General features: G+C 54.6%; 16 protein-coding genes. 12 read left to right on the forward strand and 4 right to left on the reverse strand.

Features of this window, described 5'->3' with window-relative positions; genetic code table 11:
* The first annotated feature begins 28 nt into the window (after positions 1-28).
* The 3 genes from trkA to hflX all read left to right on the forward strand — a co-directional run bounded on the left by trkA (position 29) and on the right by hflX (position 3,333).
* Positions 29-1,405 (forward strand): Trk system potassium transporter TrkA, encoded by a 1,377-nt coding sequence (trkA, locus tag IEX96_RS02095; protein ID WP_188873391.1) that lies wholly within the window; start codon positions 29-31, stop codon positions 1,403-1,405.
* Between the two features lie 302 nt (positions 1,406-1,707).
* Positions 1,708-1,956, forward strand: coding sequence for an RNA chaperone Hfq (gene hfq, locus IEX96_RS02100; RefSeq protein WP_150005953.1), 249 nt, complete (start codon positions 1,708-1,710; stop codon positions 1,954-1,956).
* Between the two features lie 60 nt (positions 1,957-2,016).
* Complete coding sequence (hflX, locus tag IEX96_RS02105) at positions 2,017-3,333, forward strand: GTPase HflX (RefSeq protein WP_188873431.1); 1,317 nt, start codon at positions 2,017-2,019, stop codon at positions 3,331-3,333.
* A gap of 47 nt (positions 3,334-3,380) precedes the next feature.
* Here hflX and flgH read toward each other — a convergent pair whose 3' ends face one another.
* The 4 genes from flgH to flgF form a co-directional block, all read right to left on the reverse strand.
* On the reverse strand, positions 3,381-4,139 hold the full coding sequence (gene flgH / locus IEX96_RS02110; protein WP_150005906.1) for a flagellar basal body L-ring protein FlgH: 759 nt from the start codon (positions 4,137-4,139) through the stop codon (positions 3,381-3,383).
* 25 nt (positions 4,140-4,164) lie between these two features.
* Positions 4,165-5,046 (reverse strand): flagellar basal body P-ring formation chaperone FlgA, encoded by an 882-nt coding sequence (gene flgA / locus IEX96_RS02115; protein ID WP_188873392.1) that lies wholly within the window; start codon positions 5,044-5,046, stop codon positions 4,165-4,167.
* A gap of 144 nt (positions 5,047-5,190) precedes the next feature.
* Positions 5,191-5,976: a flagellar basal-body rod protein FlgG gene (gene flgG, locus IEX96_RS02125; protein ID WP_149999354.1), complete on the reverse strand. Its 786-nt coding sequence runs from the start codon at positions 5,974-5,976 to the stop codon at positions 5,191-5,193.
* A 41-nt stretch (positions 5,977-6,017) separates the two neighbouring features.
* Positions 6,018-6,758, reverse strand: a complete 741-nt coding sequence (flgF, locus tag IEX96_RS02130) for a flagellar basal-body rod protein FlgF (protein ID WP_188873394.1) — start codon at positions 6,756-6,758, stop codon at positions 6,018-6,020.
* Positions 6,759-7,032: 274 nt separating this feature from the next.
* On the opposite strand from flgF, the gene IEX96_RS02135 reads away from it, so the two are divergent.
* The 9 genes from IEX96_RS02135 to IEX96_RS02175 all read left to right on the forward strand — a co-directional run bounded on the left by IEX96_RS02135 (position 7,033) and on the right by IEX96_RS02175 (position 16,913).
* On the forward strand, positions 7,033-7,548 hold the full coding sequence (locus IEX96_RS02135) for a flagellar basal body-associated FliL family protein (protein ID WP_229773468.1): 516 nt from the start codon (positions 7,033-7,035) through the stop codon (positions 7,546-7,548).
* 7 nt (positions 7,549-7,555) lie between these two features.
* Positions 7,556-8,698 carry a flagellar motor switch protein FliM gene (gene fliM, locus IEX96_RS02140; RefSeq protein ID WP_188873395.1) on the forward strand — a complete coding sequence of 381 codons (1,143 nt, stop codon included), beginning with the start codon at positions 7,556-7,558 and terminating at the stop codon, positions 8,696-8,698.
* A 4-nt stretch (positions 8,699-8,702) separates the two neighbouring features.
* On the forward strand, positions 8,703-9,110 hold the full coding sequence (locus IEX96_RS02145; protein ID WP_150005909.1) for a DUF6468 domain-containing protein: 408 nt from the start codon (positions 8,703-8,705) through the stop codon (positions 9,108-9,110).
* Positions 9,107-9,838, forward strand: coding sequence for a MotE family protein (locus IEX96_RS02150; protein WP_150005910.1), 732 nt, complete (start codon positions 9,107-9,109; stop codon positions 9,836-9,838). Before IEX96_RS02145 ends, IEX96_RS02150 begins: the two co-directional genes overlap by 4 nt.
* A 92-nt stretch (positions 9,839-9,930) precedes the next feature.
* Positions 9,931-10,584, forward strand: coding sequence for a protein phosphatase CheZ (locus IEX96_RS02155; protein WP_188873396.1), 654 nt, complete (start codon positions 9,931-9,933; stop codon positions 10,582-10,584).
* 8 nt (positions 10,585-10,592) lie between these two features.
* Entirely contained in the window at positions 10,593-11,243 is a 651-nt protein-coding gene (locus IEX96_RS02160) for a hypothetical protein (RefSeq protein ID WP_188873397.1), read from the forward strand.
* Complete coding sequence (locus IEX96_RS02165; RefSeq protein ID WP_150005913.1) at positions 11,240-11,974, forward strand: OmpA/MotB family protein; 735 nt, start codon at positions 11,240-11,242, stop codon at positions 11,972-11,974. Before IEX96_RS02160 ends, IEX96_RS02165 begins: the two co-directional genes overlap by 4 nt.
* Positions 11,964-14,873: a tetratricopeptide repeat protein gene (locus IEX96_RS02170; RefSeq protein ID WP_150005914.1), complete on the forward strand. Its 2,910-nt coding sequence runs from the start codon at positions 11,964-11,966 to the stop codon at positions 14,871-14,873. Before IEX96_RS02165 ends, IEX96_RS02170 begins: the two co-directional genes overlap by 11 nt.
* 150 nt (positions 14,874-15,023) lie before the next feature.
* Positions 15,024-16,913, forward strand: a complete 1,890-nt coding sequence (locus tag IEX96_RS02175; RefSeq protein WP_188873398.1) for a DUF885 domain-containing protein — start codon at positions 15,024-15,026, stop codon at positions 16,911-16,913.
* The last annotated feature ends 25 nt before the right edge of the window (positions 16,914-16,938 follow it).

Consider the following 16,938-nt stretch of genomic DNA (forward strand, 5'->3'; position numbering starts at 1 on the left):
ACGAAAAAGCCCAAGGCAAGGAAATGGAATGAAAGTCATTGTTTGTGGGGCGGGGCAGGTGGGGCTGAATATCGCCCGTTATCTGGCCGGCCAGAAAAATGATGTCACGATTATTGATCGCTCGGCAAAGCTGATCCGCAAGGTCGGTGAAATGTTGGACGTTCAAGCTCTTGAAGGCCATGCTTCGGATCCAAACCTGTTGGAGCAAGCCGGTTTGGGCGACGCCGATATGATTATCGCGGTGACGATTTCCGATGAGGTGAATATGGTGGCCTGCCAGATCGCCCATTCCCTGTTCAATGTGCCAACCAAAATAGCGCGCATCCGCAATCAAAGCTATTTGGACCCACAATGGAGCGATCTGTTCACCCGGGATAATCTGCCCATTGATGTGGTGATCTCGCCCGAAGTGGAAGTGGCGGATGCCATTTACCGACGGCTGGAGGTTCCCGGTGCCTTTGATACCTTGCCGTTTTCTGATGATAAGGTGCGGGTTTTGGGGCTGCGGCTGGATGAACACTGCCCTGTGGTGGATACCCCGTTACGCCAATTGACCGAATTGTTCCCGGATTTGCGGGTTCGAGTTCTGGCAATCCTTCGGGGTGGCAAATTATTCGTACCGCTGGCGGACGACCATATGGAGGTGGGCGACGGCGTTTATATTGCGGTGGAAACCAAGCATGTGGCGCGGGCGATGGGGGTGTTCGGCCATGAAGAAGAAGCCGCCCGGCGCATTGTGGTGATCGGTGGCGGGTCGGTGGGGCTGAATTTGGCCCGTCGATTGGAAAACCGCACGCCGCGTTTGAATGTAAAAATCATTGAATATGATGAAGAACGGGCTGCTTTCGTTGCTGACAAGATGAGTCGCACCGTGGTTATTCACGGCGATGCTTTGGACCCGGAAATTCTGCGTGAAGCCAATGTGTCGGAAGCGGAAACGGTGGTGGCCGTAACCAATGAAGATGAAGTGAATATTCTGGCCACTTTGTTGGCCAAGCAAAATGGCTGCGCCCGTGCTGTCACGCTTATCAACAATACGGTTTATGGGCCTTTGATTGATTCCATGGGAATCGATGTGCATGTGGACCCGCGCGAAATGACGGTTTCCACCATTTTGCGTCATATCCGTCGGGGGCGTATCCGGGATCTCCATTCCATTGGCGATGGAGCCGCAGAAGTGATCGAAGCGGAAATTCTGGAAGCCTCGTCAGTGGCAGGGAAAAATCTGCGGCAGGTGAAATTCCCGCGCGGTGTGGTGGTCGGGGCCATTACACGTGGCTCGGAAGTGATCGTTCCCCGCGGTGAAACGGTGTTCGCGCCGGGCGATCGTGTTGTGGTTTTGGCGCTTACAGAGTCTGTCAAAACCGTGGAGCAGCTCTTCTCTGTGCATCTTGAGTTCTTTTAAAAACCAAAACAAGGCGGCGAGGGGATAACATTCGGGGGCGTCTCGGAAACAAATTTTTCGTAACGAATTGCCGCTTTGCAGCAAACGTGTCAAACTGGCTACGGGCTGGCGACCTGGATAAAACCGGGAGCGCAGAAGGGATATGTTTCAGCTTGGCGATTTATCGGGCCCGTCTCGATAAAGAGAGGCTGAAATTCTGCAAGATGGGATGCTTTGAGAGTTTTCTCGGATGGTTTCTCTTCTTTGTGCCCAAGGAGATGTCAGGCTTGTCGGCACGGTTAACAAAAAAAGAACGGCGAAAAATGTCAGAAAAAATTCAAAATCTTCAAGATGTCTTTCTTAACAATATCAGAAAATCAAAAACATCCGTCACCGTCTTTTTGGTGAATGGAGTCAAACTGCAAGGAGTCGTTACCTGGTTTGATAATTTTTGTGTTCTGCTTCGCCGGGATGGGCATTCTCAGTTGGTTTATAAACATGCCATTTCGACTATCATGCCCTCAGGTCCAATCAGTTTATTCGAGCCTGAAAAGGATATCGAAGACGATTGACCGCTGAACAAAGTTGCCTCAGTGATCGATAATTCTAGCGACCATCAGCCGCTCACCGCCATGTCCGATGGCGGTGGGCGCACGCGTGCCTTGGTGATTCACCCCTGGCGCAAATCCCGGCATGGTAAATCTATGGCCGATGATCGGGTGCGGTCGCCGCAAGCCCGGCTTGAAGAAGCTGTGGGCCTGACGGCAGCCATTGATATCGATGTTGTGGAACAGGCCGTGGTGCCATTGTCTTCGCTGCGCCCTGCCACCTTGCTAGGCACGGGTAAGCTGGAAGAACTGCGCATCCTGATCGAAAGCCGGGAGATCGATCTGGCGGTGGTGGATGCCGATTTGACGCCCGTACAGCAACGCAATCTGGAAAAGGCATGGAAAACCAAAGTCATCGACCGGACCGGTCTGATTTTGGAAATTTTCGGTGAACGGGCCGCCACCAAGGAAGGCGAACTTCAGGTCGAACTGGCCCATCTGAATTACCAGAAATCACGGTTGGTCCGAAGCTGGACCCATCTGGAGCGGCAACGCGGGGGATTTGGCTTTATCGGCGGCCCCGGTGAAACCCAGATCGAGGCGGACCGGCGCATGATTTCCGAGCGTATCACCGCCATTCGCCGCCAATTGGAAACGGTCACCCGCACCCGGCAGCTCCATCGTAGCAGGCGGCAAAAAGCGCCTTATCCTGTTGTGGCGCTGGTGGGCTATACCAATGCAGGAAAATCCACCCTGTTCAATCGCCTGACGCAATCCAAGGTGCTGGCGGCGGATATGTTGTTTGCCACCCTTGATCCCACCATGCGGGCCATTGATCTGGTAACGGGCCGCAAAGTGATCCTTTCCGACACGGTGGGCTTTATTTCCGAGCTACCCACGCATTTGATTGCCGCCTTCCGTGCCACCTTGGAAGAAGTCACCTCTGCGGATTTGATCGTCCATGTGCGTGATGCGGCCCATCCGGATACCGAAGCCCAAAAGGCGGATGTTCTGTCGGTTTTGGCCGATCTTGGCGTAAAACCGGGAGAAGAGGGCGCACCGCCGATGATCGAAGCCATGAACAAAATCGATCTTTTGTCCGAAGCCGAGCAAGAGGCGATGTTCAATCGTGCGGACAGGGATATTGATATGGTGGCGATTTCGGCTATCAGCGGCGATGGAATCCCGGCCCTGATGGAGCGGATCGACGCCATTGTGGGGGCGCAAGACAGTATTCACCATATTGTTCTGGAGCCATGGGAAGGGGCCAGTGTTTCTTGGCTGCATCGCAATGCGGATGTGTTGGAACAACGCGTGGACGATGCGGGGGCAACACATTTGCACGTGCGGATGGACCCCATTGCCTACGCAAAATTTTTCAAAATAAAACCGGACGACTGAGCAGCCATCCGGTCTTTTCGCTTTTCCAAAAGCCGTGCCCCTGTTTTTTAGAACGGGAACAGGATGTCGTAGAGCTGCTGGCCATAACGTGGTTGTTGCACATCGGTCAGCTGTCCGCGTCCGCCATAGGAAATGCGGGCTTCGGCAATCTGCGAATGATTGATGGTATTGCCAGAGGAAATATCTTCCGGACGCACGATACCGGCGATCAACAATTCCCGCACTTCAAAATTCACCCGCACTTCCTGCCGGCCCTGAATGACGAGATTGCCATTTGGCAAGACATCCACAACGATGGCGGCAATGGTCAGGCTAATGTCTTCCGAGCGGTCCACCTCGCCGGACCCTGTGCTGGTGCTGGTGGAGCCAAAATCCGCAAGGGCGGCCGGGTTCACCGTATTCGGCAGCACTTTGTCCAACTTGCCTTCAAAGCCCAGAAAGCCGTCAAGTCCGGCGGTTTCGCCATTATTGCGAGAGCGGATGGTTTCATTTTCTATTTCCGCCCGATCGTTGATCTCTATTGCGACGGTCAGGATGTCGCCGATCTGGCCGGCACGTTGGTCGCGGAAAAAGGCTTTGGCTCCGGTGCGCCACAGGGAATTGGCTTGCCCTACATGGGCGGTTTGGGCCGGCTGCGGCAAAGAGATCGAGCGCTGTTTTGCCGGGGCCTGGACATTTTCAATGGGAGCAAGATCCGGAGCCTTGCCGATATTGGCAAGGCGATCGCCCACCGTGCAGGCGCTCAGGGCGGTGCTCAACGCCACAAGACCGCCAATAGTGCGCAAAGTGGAAAGGGGGCTGTTCATGATGTGTCTCCCTTGAAGTCTGATCTTATTGATTGGCGGAAAGAGTGACGTGGCTCAAAACATTGACCACACCCAGCCCGGCCACCTGTGCTTCAATCGTGCGGTTGGTGCTGGTGTTGATCAGCCGGATGAAATCGCCAAGTGCGCCATCTTGCATGGCCTTGCCGGTGGCGCTGAGCATCAACCCGCCATGGCGGACCTGCATGGTTACAAACGCTCCTTTTTCCACGAGAACCGGCTTTTGAACCTCGCTCATGCGCAAGGGGGTTCCGGCACGCACTGTGCGGGTAGGGGATAGCCCGATCAGATCGGCGCTTTCCAAAATCATGGTGCGATTGATGCGTCGTTCGGGCAGTTCGATCCAATCGATATCGGAACGGGAAATGATGTCGTCATCGGACAAGGCGCGGACCAGAACCGGCACCAGACGCACCGGTTCGGCAAGGCCGGAAAGGGTGGTGCGGTTCCAGACGCCGTTTTCCTGGGCGATGGCAATGGTGGCCGTAAATCGGCCGCTGCGCTCATCATGGGAAAGATTTTCAATCTCGATATCGCCCAAATCGGCTTGGGGCGCGATATAAAGCGGCGACCGCAAACCCGTGAGGCGGATTTTCAACCGGTCCGGGCCTCCATTTTGGGCAATTTTGTCCATGATCCGCGCTTCCAGAATCTCTGGCGGCACTTTTTTCCCCCTGCGGCTGATGGTGACATATCCACGGCTGTCATCCAGTCCTTCTGCAAGGCCGGCATTGGCCATGGCCCGGTCGATATCGAAGCGCGACAAGGTCATGGATTTCCCCGGCTGCGGGGCCGCGGCGATGACATGATCCTGAGCGGCCCTCGCATCCAGCAGCACATCGCCCAGAGTTACCACCGGTCCATCCACTGTCACTGTGGGTTTTGTCATGGCCGCGATCGCAGCGTTTGAGGTGCAAAATAAAAGCAATGGCAAAAGCAGCCTCGATGCTGTTTTCCGGATCGAAAAACGCGAGAAAATGATACGGGCCATGGGTGTTCTCCAAGTGCTCTGGATTTTCCAGATTGAATTCAATTAGCGTAAGCTATTGACAGCATTCAGCATTTCATCGGAAGTGGTGATTACACGGGAATTCAGTTCATAGGCGCGTTGGGCGGTGATCAGATTGGTGATTTCCTGAACCGGGTCCACATTGGAGCGTTCGAGAAATCCTTGTTCTATCAGCCCGAAGCCATCGGTGCCGGGGGTGGCAACGCTGGCCGGTCCTGATGCCTGACTTTCCCGCAACAGGTTCGAGCCAAGGGCTTCAAGCCCGGCTTCATTGGGAAAAATCGCCAGATCAAGCTGGCCGACAATTTGCGGATTGACCTGTCCTTGCAAGGAGACCTGCACTTCGCCTTCCTGATTGATGGTCACATCAACGGCTTCTTGGGGAATGGTGATGCCGGGCAAGACTTCAAACCCCGCCGGTGTGACAAGTCGGCCATCCTGATCAAGCTGGAAGGAGCCGGCACGGGTATAAAGTTCTTCGCCGTCAGGGCTTTGAACGCGGAAAAAGCCGCTGCCATTGATGGCCAGATCCAAAGAATTGTCCGTCAGTTCAAGGCTGCCCTGGGTGGCGATGCGGTACACACCTGCGGCCCGCACTCCCACACCCACCTGAATACCGGAAGGGACCACATTGCCTTGCGCCGTGGAGTTGGCGCCCACCCGTTCGATGGTCTGGTAAAGCAAATCCTGAAATTCTGCACGGCGGCGCTTGAAGGCGGTGGTGTTAAGATTGGCGATATTGTTGGAGATTACCTCCACATTCATCTGCTGTGCCAACATGCCGGTGGCGGCGGTGCTTAATGCTTTCATTCTTCGTCTCCTTATGCCCGTTGTGCTTATGTGGGCGGCAATCAGGCTTGAACGCGGGACAGGCGATCGACGGCGCCATCACGCATTTCGGAATAATCGTTCAGGCTGCGTTCCATGGATTGGTAGCTGCGCAACACGCTGATCATATTGGTTACTTGCTGGATGGGATTGACATTGGACCCTTCCAATGCCCCTTGAATAAGGCGCAGGCCAACGGTCGGACGCTCGGGGCGATCGGTGAAATAAAGGCTGTCACCGCGCCGCTCCAGGCCTTGATAATTGTCGAACTGGATCATCTGGATCTGGCCGATTTCCCCCAGATCGGAACGGATCGTGCCGTCATCGGAAATAACGATATTCACATCTTCCGGATTGATGCGAATGGGCTGGTCATTGGTGCCTAAAATGCGTTCGCCGGTCTGTGTGACCAATTCACCGGCAACAGACACCTGAAACTTTCCATTGCGTGTATAAAGGCGCTCGCCCTGATCGTTTTCCACCACCATGAAGCCTTCATTATCAAGGGCCACATCCAGAGGATTGTTGGTGGGGTTGAGCTCGCCGTTTTTCATATCTGGAACCACGCCATAATCCAGCACCATTTGAACCTGTCGCAGGTCTTTGGGGCCTTCGCCTTTCATTTCGAACAGATAGTCTTGAAACACCACCCGTTCGCGCTTGAAAGCTGTGGTCGAGGCATTGGCAATGTTGTTCGCAATCACATCCATGCGGCGCATCATGGCGCCTTGATGAGATAATCCGACTGAAAGTAACGTATCCATGCCCCGTCTCCACAATGTGGCGTGATTGGTTTGCTCCCGACAATGCAATGGTCGTGCCAGAACAAAAAATCATTTAAAAGCAATGTGTTGTGTTTTTTTTCCCTGCGAGAACCGCGAAACGGTCGCAAAATAGCGGGGCGGGCGGCAGAGATTGCCGGTTGGGTTGAATGATTTGGATTTTGCGACCCTTACGACTTATTAACACTCTGGATATTAACTATAGGCATAAGGGGCCGGGATATGCGTTGGTCCTGGTCGTTGGAACGGTAAGAATATGGCAGATAACGACGATATGGATGACGATCTCGACGTGGATGAGCTTGGGGAGCTTGAGGAAAAGCGCCTGAGCGGGAAAAAGATTGTCCTCTTTGGTGGGGCGGCTCTTGGTCTTGTTGTTCTCATCGTTATTGCAGCGATGCTTTTTTTCGGGGGCAGTAAAAAAGAAGAGCCTGATCCAGAAGAGCTTGCTGCCAAAGAAAAGGTCGAACTGATTTTTATCGACCTGCCGGAATTCGTGGTGAATTTGAATACCGGCGAACGCCAGCAGCAGTTTTTGCGCGCCCGTGTCAGCCTGGAGGTAGACCGGGAAAGCGCCCGCGCTGCGGTGGAAGAAAAAATGCCCCGTGTCATTGATGATTTTCAGGTGTATCTGCGGGAGCTTCGCGTGCAAGACCTGAATGGCTCTGCAGGGTTGTATCGGTTGAAGGAAGAACTGTTGGTGCGTATCAACCGCTCGGTGGCGCCGGTGGAAGTGAAAGACGTGTTGTTCCGGGAAATGCTGGTCCAGTAAGGCAATCATGGCTGACGAAACTGAAAACGAGGAAATCGACGACGAGGCCGTTGCCGCCGAATGGGAGGCGATGGCCGGTGGCGACGATGCACCCGATGACGATGCGGTTGCCGCCGAATGGGAAGCCATGGCCGGTGGCGACGAGGAAGACGACACCGACGATTATAATGGCGGCGCACCGGGCCGGGTGCTCGATCAGGACGAAATCGACAGCCTTTTGGGCTTTGATGGCGACGATGACGATGGCGATGCGCATGGCATACAGGCGCTCATCAATAGCGCGCTCGTTTCCTATGAACGTCTGCCCATGCTGGATATTATCTTCGACCGTATGGTTCGGATGATGTCCACATCCTTGCGTAATTTCACCTCCGATAATATCGAGGTCAGTCTCGACAATATCACTTCGGTGCGTTTCGGCGATTATCTTAATTCCATTCCGCTGCCTGCCATGTTGGCGGTATTCCGCGTTGAGGAATGGGATAATTACGGCCTGATGACCGTGGATAGCTCGCTCATTTACTCCATCGTCGATGTGCTGCTGGGCGGGCGCCGCGGTACGGCGGCCATGCGTATTGAAGGGCGGCCTTATACCACCATCGAACAAACGCTGGTGGAGCGGATGATCGCCGTGATCCTCAAGGACATGTCGGCGGCCTTTGAACCCTTGTCGCCCACCAATTTCACTTTCGACCGGCTGGAAACAAATCCGCGCTTTGCCACCATTGCCCGTCCGCCCAATGCGGCTGTGCTGATCAAGCTCCGGATCGATATGGAAGACCGCGGCGGGCGTCTGGAATTGCTCTATCCCTATGCCACGCTGGAGCCGGTCCGCGAATTGCTGTTGCAGCGTTTCATGGGGGAAAAATTTGGCCGTGACAGCATTTGGGAAACCCATCTGGCGACGGAATTATGGTCGGCCGATCTGCAGTTGCGGGCCGTTCTGGATGAGCAGTTGATGAGCCTGCGCGATGTGATGAATTTGCAGGTGGGGCAGACCATTTCTCTCAATGTCTCACCAGGAGACAGCATGGAAATGCGCTGCGGAGAGGTGCCGATGTTCCGTGGAAAGATGGGACGATCGGGTCAAAACCTTGCCGTACAGGTTGATGACATCAATCGTTTGAAACGGCGGGCACAAAAGGAATAACGCCATGGATATGACAGAAATGACAGGATTGCTGATGGATGGCATTTTGATCATGCTGCTGGGGGCTGTCCTGTTTGCGTGTATTCGTGTGAATGGTCGCTTGATCGATATGCGAAAAGGCCAAAGCGAATTGGCCGATTTGATGGGGCGGCTTGAAAGCTCCACAAAGCAGGCGCAAGACGCGGTTTCGCATCTTCGCAAGGAAAGCGCAGAGGCCATTGATGATCTTGGCTCCGCTTCAAGAAAGGCGCGGGCGCTGGCCGATGAACTGACATTGATTACGGAAGCGGGTGATAATTTGGCAAACCGGCTGGAGAAAAGGCTGACCTCGAAACATGGCGGGGAAGAAAATGTGACTCCGATCCGCAGTGGCCGTCCCGATCTTTTGAAGGCGTTAAAGGAAGCACGATGAGCGGCCAGTTTTTGTCTACAGTTTCAGCTTATGGCAAGCCACGTCTTTTGCCGGTCTTCATCCTGACCGCTTCGGTGGTTCTGGCGGCAAAAACCGGCACGCTTTTAGGGGATGTAACACGCCTTGTGACCGAGGCCAGTGCGCAAGAAAACGCGGCTTCGACCACCACTGCACCAGCGCAGGATGAAGGCGCGCCAGCTACCTTGCCCAAGGATCAATCCGCACAAAGCGGTGCAGCAGAGGAAGCCGGATCATCTGCAGTGCGGTCTAGCCCCACATTGGGCGGGGTCAGCCGGTCGGAAATGGATTTGCTGCAAGACTTGAGAAAACGGCGCCAACAGCTTGAAGAGCGGGAACAACAAGCGGCATTGCGTGAACAGCTTTTGGCCTCGACAGAACGCCGGATCGATCAGAAGATCTCGCAATTGCGCAGCATTGAACAAGAAATTTCTGTCCTTGTGACACGCCATGAGGAACAGGAAAATGAACAGATCGATAGCATCGTCAAGGTTTATGAAACCATGAAGCCAAAGGATGCCGCATCGATTTTTGAACGGCTGGATATGGATATCCAACAGCAGGTAGCGACCCGTATGTCGGATCGTAAAATGGCAGCCTTGCTTGCGGAAATGGATACGGACGCGGCCAGAATTTTAACCACCCGACTGGCGACAACCACCCGTCTTCCTGATGTGGAAGACCTTGTTGGTCAAAAAACAGCGCCTTAAACACGTTTTAAGGGGCTTTTAACGACACTGGCTTAAGGTTGTGTTTCATCAGGCGCGTCCATAAGGCGCATAACGCTCAGGAGCATCGATATATGAGCAGGGCTGTGGCTTTGACCATCGAGGACAGGCTCGCCGAAATAAAGGCGTCGAAAGGTGAAGCTGTAACCGTCGATGAAATCGGCGCTGTTGTTGCAAATCTGGTGTCTTCGCTGGATGGGCAAGGGGTTGGGGCCCCTGCCGATGTGGGTTCGGAAGTTCGTGAAATCCTGGATTTCATCGCCCGTGCCCGCGATGAACTGTCGTCCATGCGCCCTAAAACCATGACCGATAAGCATATTGCAACCGCCCGTGATGAATTGGATGCGGTGGTTGCCCATACCGAAGAAGCCGCAAGCCGGATCATGGATGCGGCCGACAGCCTTGGCGAGATTGCCGGGGATGTGGAAGGGCCAAACGGCGAAAAGCTGTTCACGCTTTCAACGGAGATTTTTGAGGCATCAAGTTTTCAAGACATTACCGGGCAGCGTGTGTCCAAAGTGGTGAGCGTGCTGCGGCATATTGAAGACCGCTTGTCGGCCCTTGCCCTCGCCATTGGCGATACGGTGGTGCATGAAGATGAAGACGAGCGTATTTTTGATGAAGGCGGCGAAGTGGTGAATGAAGAGGCCCTGAAGCACGGGCCGCAATTGAATGGCAAGGGCAATTCTCAGGACGATATCGACGCCTTGCTTGCCAGTTTCGATTGAGGTGAGCCATGCGCACCCCCGGGCAGCCGGCCACTTCTCGATTGATCGATCCGACCGTGGGGCTGTTTGTCTCTCTCTATTTCATTATTATTGCGTTTTTCATCGTGATGAATGTGATTTCCAATCAGGAAACCGCGCGGTCCAAAGCGGCGATGGAAAGCCTTGAAGAGGCGTTTGAACGGCCTTTTGAGGCGAAAGCGAAAACGCCCGGTCTTATTCCTCCGGGGCGACATTCTCAATCCGATAGTGAGTATATTTCCCAAGTCGGTCATTATATTGCCGAGATTCTGGGGCCATCCCGGACATATCCCGAAGAGGGCGGCAATATTCTTGTCTATGAAGTGGGAGCCAATGCGCTGTTTTTCTCGAAAAGTGCCCGTTTGAGCGAACAAGCGGGTGTCTTTTTTGAAAAAATGGCCGCACTGGTTCAAGAAGTCCCGCAAGGTGACCATCGAAGCATCGCCTTTGTTTTCGGCCAGAAAGGGGACGATGGCGCATTGGCGTATCGCCGCGCCAACAGCTTGGCTCAAGCCATGGTGCGCGCCGGTGTGCCCGCTTCGTCTCTTGTTGTGGGTCTTGATGCCTTGGCGCCGGGCCGCGAAATCGCCATCCGTCTGCGCACGGAAAAACGTCCGGATTTTTCGAGGGGTGGGGGATGATCGAGCGCCCAGTGCTTATTGTAAAAGCCCCGTCGGGGACACCATCATGGATGATCAGTCTGGCGGATTTGCTGGCTTTGATGCTGACTTTTTTTGTGCTGCTGTTTTCCATGAACGCCGTTCAGCTTTCAGAATGGCAAGCGGTGGTGTCGTCATTCCGCGAGCAATTCAACCCGGAACAGGCGCATATCGGAAAAGACGCCAAGCCCGATGCCGAAAGGCTGCGCAGTTTTGTGCCTTGGGCCTCTAGCCCGGATTATCTGTCGGCCCTGTTTTCGGACCGGTGGACGTCCGGTGTTTCCTATGGGAAGGGGGTGGGCTCTTTGGTGCGTCAAACATCGGACCGCGTGATCTTGGGCCTGCCTGCCGATATGGCCTTTGACCTCGGGGCGGCCACGGTAACCCCGGCTGCCAGGCAAATGCTGGAGGATCTGGCAAGCCAGCTCAATCGGTTGGACAACCAATTGGTGGTGTCCGGTCATACCGATCCCAGCCCTGTGAAAGGGCGGGTTTTCGCGTCCAACTGGGAGTTGTCTTTGCGTCGGGCGGAAAGTGTGGCAAAGCTTTTAAGAGAATCGGGCTATCAGCGACCGATCAGGATTTTTGGCTATGGAGATGGGCAATTTGACAGGATCGATCCCGCTGTGCCGCTTGATCAGCGCCCGGAATTCGCACGCCGTGTCGATATCGAGATTTTGGCCTGGAAAACGGAGCCGAACAATGAACGCTAAAGCGATCTGGCTTTTGGCGCTTGTGTTGATGCTTGTTTTTCAGAGCATGTCGGGATCTGCGCAAATATCCGCGAACGAGCCCGCCATTTCCGTGCGCAAAGGGGAACATGCGGACTATAGCCGCCTTGTGTTTGATTTCCCCGATGTCCCACACTATCAGGCCAGCCTGTCCGATGGTGTGATCCAACTTCAGTTTTCCAAAGCATATGCATTCACTTTTGGTGATCTTGTTCAATATCCGCTGAAGTTCATCCATGATCCAAAGGTGATCTCCGAAGACGGCACGGTGACGGTCGAGCTTCAGGTGACGGGAACAGGCAATTTGCGCCATTTCCTGAACGGCTCCAGCCTTGTGGTGGATTTCCTTGCCGAAGGGGCCAAAGCCGCATCTCCTGCCTCGACGCAAGCACAGTCTGTGCGCGCCTTGCCAGTACAAACAGCGCAAAATTCCGCAAAAGCCCCTCAGGGCATGATGATTTTTACCCCCACGGGTGATCCGGGCGCGGTGCCGGTGAACCTGTCTGTGACCGCTGATGGGGTGGAAATGGCCTTTGGCTGGCAAAGGGCAACAACGGCGGCGGTCTTCAAGCGTGCCGGTTGGCTGTGGGCGGTGTTCGAGCGCAAGCGGCCCATAGATTTATCTGCTGTTCGGGCGGCAATTGCACAGGGGCAGGCGGGGCATATTGGCGTTGTTCAACAGATGGATGTGCAGGGCTTTGAAGTGGTGCGCTTCCAGTTGCGCGGCGATCCGGGGATTTCCGTGCGCAGAACCGGAGCCATCTGGCGGCTACGTATGGCCGAAAATGAAACGATACCCCGCAGGGCTTTGGAGCCTGAACGACAACGCGGTGACGCAGGGACCGTGATTTTTGTCACGGCGGATGATGTGGGCGGGCGCTTACGGGTTCCGGACCCTGTTATCGGTGATGTTCTGGATATTCTTCCGCTTGGCGATGATGGGCGCGGATTGGCCGAACGCAATCAATATGTGGATTTCGACCTGTTGGCCAGCGCTCAAGGACTGGTGATAAAGGCGTTGTCCGATGATCTTGAAATCGTGCGCTTTTCCACGGGCGTGAGCATCGGGGCGCGGGATGGATTGGCGGTATCGGAGCCGGATCTTGCCTTGAAATTTGAAGCCAGCGCGGGCGGTGCATCTGCGCAAACTTTGCTGGATCTTGCCAATTGGCGCAAAGGGCCGATAACGGACTATACCAAAAACGAACAGGCCATGCTTTTGGCGCTGTCAAAAGCCAATCCGGCACAGCGAAAGGCGCTGCGCTGGGATCTGGCGCGTTTTTATACGGCTCATGGGGCGGCACCCGAAGCCCATGCCATGCTTCAGCTTTTGAAGGATACCGACCCGCAGATTGAACAAACCATGTTGTGGCGTGCGGTTTCCGGTGTGGTTTTGCTGGATCTTGGACGCCCCGAGCAGGCGTTGAAGCAGTTTTTGGACCCTGATCTGGATGCGGAATCCGATATCTGGTTATGGCGGGCATTGGCGGTGGAGAAAGCCGGACGCATGAAAGATGCCTTGTCTTATTTTCGGCGGGGCAGTGAAGCGCTGGTTCTACATGACCGCCCGTTTTTGATCCGGATGCATCTGGCCATGGCCCGTGCGGCCCTTGATCAACAGGCTTATGATGTGGCATCGGGCCAGATTGTGACCTTGCAGAATATGGGGCTGGACGGAACGGCGGCACTGGCCACGGATTATGCCTATGGAAAGCTGGTGCAGCGGCAAGGAGATATCGCCACGGCAAGAGCACGCTTTCAAGATGCGGCCACCGCATCGGATCGGCGTTTGTCCACCCAGGCACGGCTGGACCTGACCAAATTGGAATATGCGGAAGGCGAAATTTCCATCACGGAAGCGACCGAACGGCTGGAGCGCTTGCGCTTTGCATGGCGGGGCGATCTTCTGGAATTGGATGTGCTCGAAACATTGAGCAGCCTATATGCAGAACAGGGACAATTCCGGCAGGCTCTGGAAACATTGCAGCATGCGGCGTCGGCTTTTTCCGAAACGCCAAAGGCGCGGCTATTGGCGGCTCGGATGACCGATATTTTCAGCCGCCTGTTTTTGGACGGGGAAGCCGACGAGTTGCCTCCTCTGGCGGCCTTGGGGCTGTTTTATGATTTCTCGGAATTAACACCTTTGGGTGAGCCGGGGGACCGGATGATCCGTCAATTGGTGGCGCGTTTAGTGTCTGTTGATCTGCTGGACCGGGCCGCCGATCTGTTGGAGCATCAGGTCAGCTATCGTCTGGAAGGGTCGGCGCAGGCGCTTGTGGCCGCTCAATTGGGCAAGATTTATTTGCTTGATGGGCGCCCTGAAGAAACCCTTCGAATTATGCGCGCCACCCGCCAAACCGTTCTACCCACTGATGTGATGGTTCAACGGTCTTTGGTATCGTCGCGGGCTTTGGCGGAACTCAAGCGCTATGAAGAAGCAACCGTATTGCTGGAAGATATTTCGGGACGCGAGGCCGATGAATTACGCGCCGATATTTTTTGGGCCAGCCATGATTGGCCGCAGCTTGCCGCCATCACAAGTCGTCTTTTGGGGAATCGCTGGCAAAATGAGGGCACGCTAGGCTTGAGAGAGCGGGAAACCCTGATTCGGCGGGCCCTTGCGCTTTCCTTCACCGATGATCGAACGGGGCTTTCGCAGCTGCGTAGCCGTTATCAGCCTTTGATCAAAAATGGCGACTATGCGGGCGTGTTCGATCTTTTAACCAGCCCCGATGGCGCACCGGAGGGCGAACTCAGCCGCATAGTTGGTGAGCTTGGGGGTGTGGATCAATTTCGTTCGTTCTTATCGGCCTATCGTGCCGAGTTCACCCCCGTGGTTTCTACCAATGCAGGGGGCACAGGCACTGGCAGCGGCCTATAACCACAGATTATACGATCTCCCTTGCTGCATGAAAATACGCAGTCTAGTCTCTCTTACAGACCATATGGACCCTGCTTCCGTTTTGTTGGCCAAGGGCTTTGAACGGGGCATGGTGTCATTGTGCAATAATTGACAGACAGGGAGCTCTCCATGCCGGGACCATCTAAACGTCGTTTTTTCTTTCGCGGTGCCTCAAGTCTTGTTCTGGCGATCGGCCTTGCAGCTTGCGATCAAGGCAGCAATGAAGCCGTAAATGATCAACGCAGCGGCATGGAGCAAAGTGGCGAAACGGCAACAGAGCAGGCGCAAACCGAAACCCAAAAGCTGATGGCCTTTTTCCAAAAGGCGTTTGAAGAAGATGTGGCGCGGTCGCCTATGACGCAGGCCTATATGGGCCGCAAGACCGAAGATTACGGGAAATGGGACGATCTGTCCGATGAGGCGGCAGCTGAGGAACTGGCCATCAATAAGGCGCGCTTGGAAGCGCTGAAGTCCTTTGATGTCGAGGCATTGGAGCCGTCGGCAAAGCTTTCCTATCGCTTGTTCCAGACCGTGACCTCCCGCGATGTGGAAAGCTATAAATGGCGTAAATACAGCTATCCCGTAAACCAGATGTTTGGCTGGCAGCAGCAAATTCCCAGCTTTTTGATCAATATCCACGGGGTGACAGAAGCCTCGGACGCAGACGCCTATATTGCGCGGCTTGAAGGCGTAGGCGGGCTGGTAGATCAATTGATCGCCCATATGAAAGAGCGGGAAGATATGGGGATCATGCCGCCGAAATTCGTCTATCCCATCGTGATCGAGGCGACCCGCAATGTGATTACCGGCGCTCCTTTTGGTGATAGTGACGAAAATTCGGCTTTGATGGATGATATCGAAAGCAAAATTGCCAAACTGGATTTGCCGGAAGATGAAGCCGCCGATCTGACCGCCCGTGCCCGCGCGGCGCTTAAAGATGTGTTCGGCCCGGCTTATGAGCGGTTGATTGCGGAAATGGAGCGGCAGGAAAAAATTGCCACCACCGATGATGGCGTGTGGAAGCTGCCCGATGGCGCGGATTATTATGCGGCGCAATTGGCCAGTTACACCACCACGGATCTGAGCGCAGACGAGATCCACCAGATCGGCCTTGATAATGTGGACCGCATTCATGGCGAAATGCGCAAGATCATGGAGCAGGTGGGCTTTGAAGGCGATTTGCAGGCTTTCTTTGAATTCATGCGCACCGACGAGCAGTTTTATTATGAAAATACCGATGCGGGGCGTCAGCGTTATCTGGATGAAGCAACGGCGCTGATCGACACCATGCGCACGCGCTTGCCGGAAGTGTTCGGTATCCTGCCCAAGGCCGATCTGGTGGTAAAGCGGGTGGAGCCATTTCGTGAAAAAGCCGCCGGAAAGGCTTTTTATCAACAACCTGCTTTGGATGGTTCGCGGCCCGGCACCTATTACGCCAATCTTTATGATATGATGGATATGCCCAGCTATCAGATGGAAGCGCTGGCCTATCATGAAGGTATTCCCGGCCATCATATGCAATTGGCCATTTCGCAAGAACTGGATGGCTTGCCCATGTTCCAGAAGCTGGCGCGTTTCACAGCCTATACGGAAGGATGGGGGCTTTATTCGGAATATTTGCCCAAGGAAATGGGCTTTTATGAAGATCCCTATTCCGATTTCGGACGCTTGGCGATGGAACTATGGCGGGCTTGCCGCTTGGTGGTGGATACCGGCCTTCATGACAAGAAATGGACCCGCGAACAGGCCATTGATTATCTGCGTGAAAATACCCCCAATCCTGAAGGCGATGTGGTGAAAGCCATTGAGCGTTATATCGTTATGCCCGGTCAGGCGACGGCCTATATGATCGGCAAGGAAAAGATCCTGGCCTTGCGTGAAAAAGCGCGTTTGGAATTGGGCGATGCTTTTGATATGCGTGGCTATCATGATGAGGTCTTGCGCCACGGGCCATTGCCTTTGGATATTCTGGAAGAAAATGTGGATGCGTGGATCGCTCTTAAAAAACAGGCAGGCTGATCGGCACATCCTATCCTTCACGGAT

The organism is Iodidimonas muriae (genome assembly GCF_014647255.1).
In the GTDB taxonomy this organism is placed as follows: domain Bacteria; phylum Pseudomonadota; class Alphaproteobacteria; order Sphingomonadales; family Rhodothalassiaceae; genus Iodidimonas; species Iodidimonas muriae.